The organism is Limnohabitans sp., assembly GCF_046052765.1.
In the GTDB taxonomy this organism is placed as follows: Bacteria; Pseudomonadota; Gammaproteobacteria; order Burkholderiales; family Burkholderiaceae_C; genus Limnohabitans.
In genome coordinates this window covers 1-3854 of sequence record NZ_JAVLFQ010000068.1, presented here as the reverse complement: position 1 = coordinate 3854, position 3854 = coordinate 1, and the positions used below count along the sequence as shown (strand labels likewise).

Below are 3854 nucleotides of genomic sequence, written 5' to 3'. Positions count from 1 at the left end.
CGGGTGCGCTCTGAGAGCGCCAAAGGCTGGGGACCCCTTGTGAGGGCATCCAGCCTTTGTTTTCCCGATTACTTGAGCTCGACCTTGGCGCCAGCTTCTTCCAATTTTTTCTTGGCTGCTTCGGCGTCTGCGTTCGGTGCGGCTTCTTTGACAGCCTTGGGAGCGCCGTCGACCAGGTCTTTGGCTTCTTTCAAACCCAAACCCGTGATCTCGCGAACCGCCTTGATCACGCCGACCTTGTTGGCGCCGGCTTCGAGCAACATCACGTTGAACTCGGTTTTTTCTTCAACAGCAGCTGCGCCACCGCCGCCACCTGCAGCAGCAGGTGCAGCCATCGCTGCAGCGCTCACGCCAAATTTCTCTTCGATGGCTTTCACCAGTTCGTTGAGTTCCATGACCGTCATGCTGTCCAGTGCGGTCAAAAATGCGTCTTTATCGAATGCCATGTTATTTCCTTAACTCGTTCAGGGCTGCCAATGCGGCAGCAAATGGGTGACAAGGGCTGCACGCTTTACGCGGCAGCCGCCTCTTCTTTTTTCGCCGCCAATGCGCCGAGCACCACTGCGGTACGCGACATGGGAGACATCAGCAATCCACACAATTGCGCCAGCAACACTTCCTTGGAAGGAATGTTTGCCAGTTGTTTAACGCCGTTGACGTCCAGGGATTTGCCTGCAAATGCACCGCCGCGAATCACCAACTTATCGTTGGTCTTGGCGAAATCGGCCACCACTTTGGCGGCGGCCACAGCATCCACAGAGAAACCATAGATCAGCGGTCCGGTCATCTGATCAGAGACTGACTCAAACTGCGTACCGGCGACAGCACGGCGTGCCAGCGTGTTTTTCAACACACTGAGCGATACGCCTTGGCTGCGCGCACTGGCGCGAAACTTGGTCATGTCTGCGACCGTGATGCCGCGGTATTCCGCCATCACCAGCGTCTGCGCCTGTGCTGCCAATGCCGACACTTCTGTGACGACGGCTTCTTTTTCACTGCGATTCAGACTCAAGGTCTACTCCTTCTAAATGTGTCTCGGGTTGCCCCTTAACACGCCGGTTTCAGCGACCTGACTGTCAAGAAAAATTCTCTACAGCGGGATCGCCATCTGCGTTGGCTGGTGAATTAAGTGCAAACGGGTTGCACGCCAACGGTCTTGGATGGCTCAGCCTGTTTTTGCAAACCGACCGACCCACCGCTTCAAGTCTTACCTGGTGGAAAGACTTGAATGCCGAGCGCTTTAGGCGCTCAGTGTTTGTGTGTCTACTCTCACGCCCACACCCATGGTGGACGACACTGCCAACTTGCGCAGGTAAACACCTTTGCTGGTTGCAGGTTTGGCTTTGCTCAATGCATCAACGAGAGCGACCAAGTTGCCTTGAAGCTTGTCGCTGTCAAAGGAACGGCGTCCGATGGTGGCGTGAACAATACCAGCCTTGTCGACACGGAACTGCACCTGACCTGCTTTGGCATTGCGCACAGCTGTGGCAACGTCAGGCGTGACAGTACCGACTTTCGGGTTAGGCATCAAACCACGCGGGCCAAGAATTTGACCCAGCGTACCGACAACACGCATGGCGTCAGGGGCGGCGATGATCACATCAAAAGGCATGTCACCCGCCTTGATACGGGCAGCCAAATCGTCCATACCGACGACATCTGCGCCTGCAGCCAAAGCTTCATCAGCTTTAGCACCTTGCGCGAACACTGCAACACGAGCAGTTTTGCCGGTACCGTTGGGCAACACCACGGCGCCACGCACTACCTGGTCGGATTTTTTGGCGTCAATACCGAGTTGCACAGCCACATCAATGGACTCATCGAACTTGGCAGTGGCGCACTCTTTGACGATTTTTAAAGCCTCGACAAAAGGGTACAGCTTGTTGCTGTCAACCTTGCCGGCAAAAGATTTTTGTTTTTTGGTCAAACGGCTCATACCACGCCCTCCACGGTCACGCCCATAGAACGGGCAGAACCAGCGATGGTGCGAACAGCGGCATCCAAATCGGCAGCTGTCATGTCAACCATTTTCGTTTTAGCAATTTCTTCCAACTGCGCTCGGGTGATTTTTCCGACCTTGTCGACGTGCGGTCTGGATGAGCCTTTGTCAAGCTTGATCGCCTTCTTGATCAATGTGATCGCAGGCGGCGTCTTGATGATGAAGGTGAAAGATTTGTCTGCAAACGCTGTGATGACCACAGGCAATGGCAAACCAGGCTCTACGCCTTGGGTCTGGGCGTTGAAAGCCTTGCAGAATTCCATGATGTTCAAACCGCGCTGGCCCAATGCGGGACCGATGGGCGGTGACGGATTGGCTTTACCAGCTGGCACTTGCAGCTTGATGAAGCCGACGATTTTCTTCGCCATGCTTTTCTCCTTACGGGTACAAACGCCTGTTGAGGGCTCCCCGGGGTTAACGACTCACTGAAAACAATTTGCGTCGAGTCGGGAAACGCAAATCAAACTGACAAAACCATTAGGTAGGTTGCAAGAGGGATTTCGTCTTTATGCAACAACTTGGCTCTTTTTCAAAAAGAATTAAGTTTTTTCTACCTGTCCAAATTCAAGTTCAACCGGTGTGGCACGACCAAAAATGGTCACAGACACACGCATTTTGTTTTTTTCGTAATTCACTTCTTCAACTGTGCCGTTGAAGTCGGTGAACGGGCCGTCTTTGACGCGGACAAACTCACCCACCATAAACTCCACCTTGTGGCGTGGTTTGTCTGTGCCCTGCTGCATTTGATTGACGATTTTCAACACGTCGTCTTGAGAAATCGGCGCCGGACGGTTGCGCGCACCGCCAACAAATCCTGTGACCTTGTTGGTGTGTTTCACCAGGTGCCAACTTTCATCGTCCATGATCATTTCGACCAATACATAACCCGGGAAGAACCTGCGTTCAGTGGTTTTCTTTTGGCCATTTTTCATTTCCACGACTTCTTCAGTGGGAACCAAAATACGGCCAAATTTAGATTGCATACCCGCCTGTGCGATACGCTCGACAATGTTTCGCTCGACGGCCTTTTCCATGCCAGAGTAGGCGTGCACCACGTACCAACGCATGTCTGGATGCGCAGGGGCCGTCGTGATCAATGCGTTTTCTAGTGATTCTTCGGTCATTATTTTTTCCATCCCAGAATCAAGTCATACAACAGCCATTCCAGCGTTTTGTCAGTCAACCACAAAAAAACTGCCATCAACAACACAAACCCAAAAACGTAGGCCGTCATTTGCATCGCTTCTTTGCGCGTCGGCCAAACCACTTTGAGCACTTCGCGCCAAGCGTCACGGCCAAATCCGATCAATTGTTTGCCTTGTAACGAAGTGAAAAACACCACCACCGACAGCACCAAACAACCGATCAAAGCAGACCACTGCATCAGCACGCCTTGCGCAGACAAGGTGTAAAAAGCCACCAATGCAGCGACGACCAAGGCCACGGCAGCAGCCAACTTGGCTTTGTCTGCAGTGCTGGTTACGGTTTCTATCTGTGCGGTGGACATGTCAATCAGCCAGTGGAAAACAAAAAAACTCAAAGCGAACTAAGCCCGCCGATAAAGGCGGGCCTTTGGTACACCCAGCATCACTGCCAGGTGGCAGGGGCAGAGGGAATCGAACCCCCAACCTTCGGTTTTGGAGACCGACGCTCTGCCAATTGAGCTATACCCCTAAAAAACACAACCGAAATGCGTCCGAAAACGCACAACGGATCAAAGCAGGTTAAGCGATGATTTTGGCAACCACACCGGCGCCGACGGTTTTGCCGCCTTCGCGGATCGCGAAGCGCAAACCTTCTTCCATCGCAATCGGGTGGATCAACTTCACCGTGATCGACACGTTGTCTCCCGGCA

General features: G+C 53.0%; 7 protein-coding genes and 1 tRNA gene. All 8 read right to left on the bottom strand.

The window, feature by feature from the left end:
• Positions 1-68: 68 nt before the first annotated feature.
• Entirely contained in the window at positions 69-446 is a 378-nt protein-coding gene (rplL, locus tag AC9UG7_RS10650; RefSeq protein ID WP_509587489.1) for a 50S ribosomal protein L7/L12, read from the bottom strand.
• A gap of 65 nt (positions 447-511) precedes the next feature.
• Positions 512-1012 (bottom strand): 50S ribosomal protein L10, encoded by a 501-nt coding sequence (gene rplJ, locus AC9UG7_RS10645; protein WP_509587487.1) that lies wholly within the window; start codon positions 1010-1012, stop codon positions 512-514.
• A gap of 228 nt (positions 1013-1240) precedes the next feature.
• Positions 1241-1936, bottom strand: a complete 696-nt coding sequence (rplA, locus tag AC9UG7_RS10640; RefSeq protein ID WP_509587485.1) for a 50S ribosomal protein L1 — start codon at positions 1934-1936, stop codon at positions 1241-1243.
• Positions 1933-2367, bottom strand: a complete 435-nt coding sequence (gene rplK, locus AC9UG7_RS10635) for a 50S ribosomal protein L11 (RefSeq protein WP_509587482.1) — start codon at positions 2365-2367, stop codon at positions 1933-1935. Before rplK ends, rplA begins: the two co-directional genes overlap by 4 nt.
• 171 nt (positions 2368-2538) lie before the next feature.
• Positions 2539-3123, bottom strand: a complete 585-nt coding sequence (nusG, locus tag AC9UG7_RS10630; RefSeq protein WP_509587480.1) for a transcription termination/antitermination protein NusG — start codon at positions 3121-3123, stop codon at positions 2539-2541.
• Positions 3123-3506 (bottom strand): preprotein translocase subunit SecE, encoded by a 384-nt coding sequence (gene secE, locus AC9UG7_RS10625; RefSeq protein ID WP_509587477.1) that lies wholly within the window; start codon positions 3504-3506, stop codon positions 3123-3125. Before secE ends, nusG begins: the two co-directional genes overlap by 1 nt.
• A gap of 91 nt (positions 3507-3597) precedes the next feature.
• Positions 3598-3673: transfer RNA gene (locus tag AC9UG7_RS10620), tRNA-Trp, on the bottom strand.
• Positions 3674-3723: 50 nt separating this feature from the next.
• On the bottom strand, positions 3724-3854 hold a 131-nt coding region (locus AC9UG7_RS10615), incomplete at its 5' end, for an EF-Tu C-terminal domain-related protein (RefSeq protein ID WP_509583060.1).

Coding starts and splice junctions, on each gene's coding strand:
- rplL (WP_509587489.1), bottom strand. CDS start 446: ATGGCATTCGATAAAGACGCATTTTTGACCGCACTGGACAGCATGACG.
- rplA (WP_509587485.1), bottom strand. CDS start 1,936: ATGAGCCGTTTGACCAAAAAACAAAAATCTTTTGCCGGCAAGGTTGAC.
- rplK (WP_509587482.1), bottom strand. CDS start 2,367: ATGGCGAAGAAAATCGTCGGCTTCATCAAGCTGCAAGTGCCAGCTGGT.
- nusG (WP_509587480.1), bottom strand. CDS start 3,123: ATGACCGAAGAATCACTAGAAAACGCATTGATCACGACGGCCCCTGCG.
- secE (WP_509587477.1), bottom strand. CDS start 3,506: ATGTCCACCGCACAGATAGAAACCGTAACCAGCACTGCAGACAAAGCC.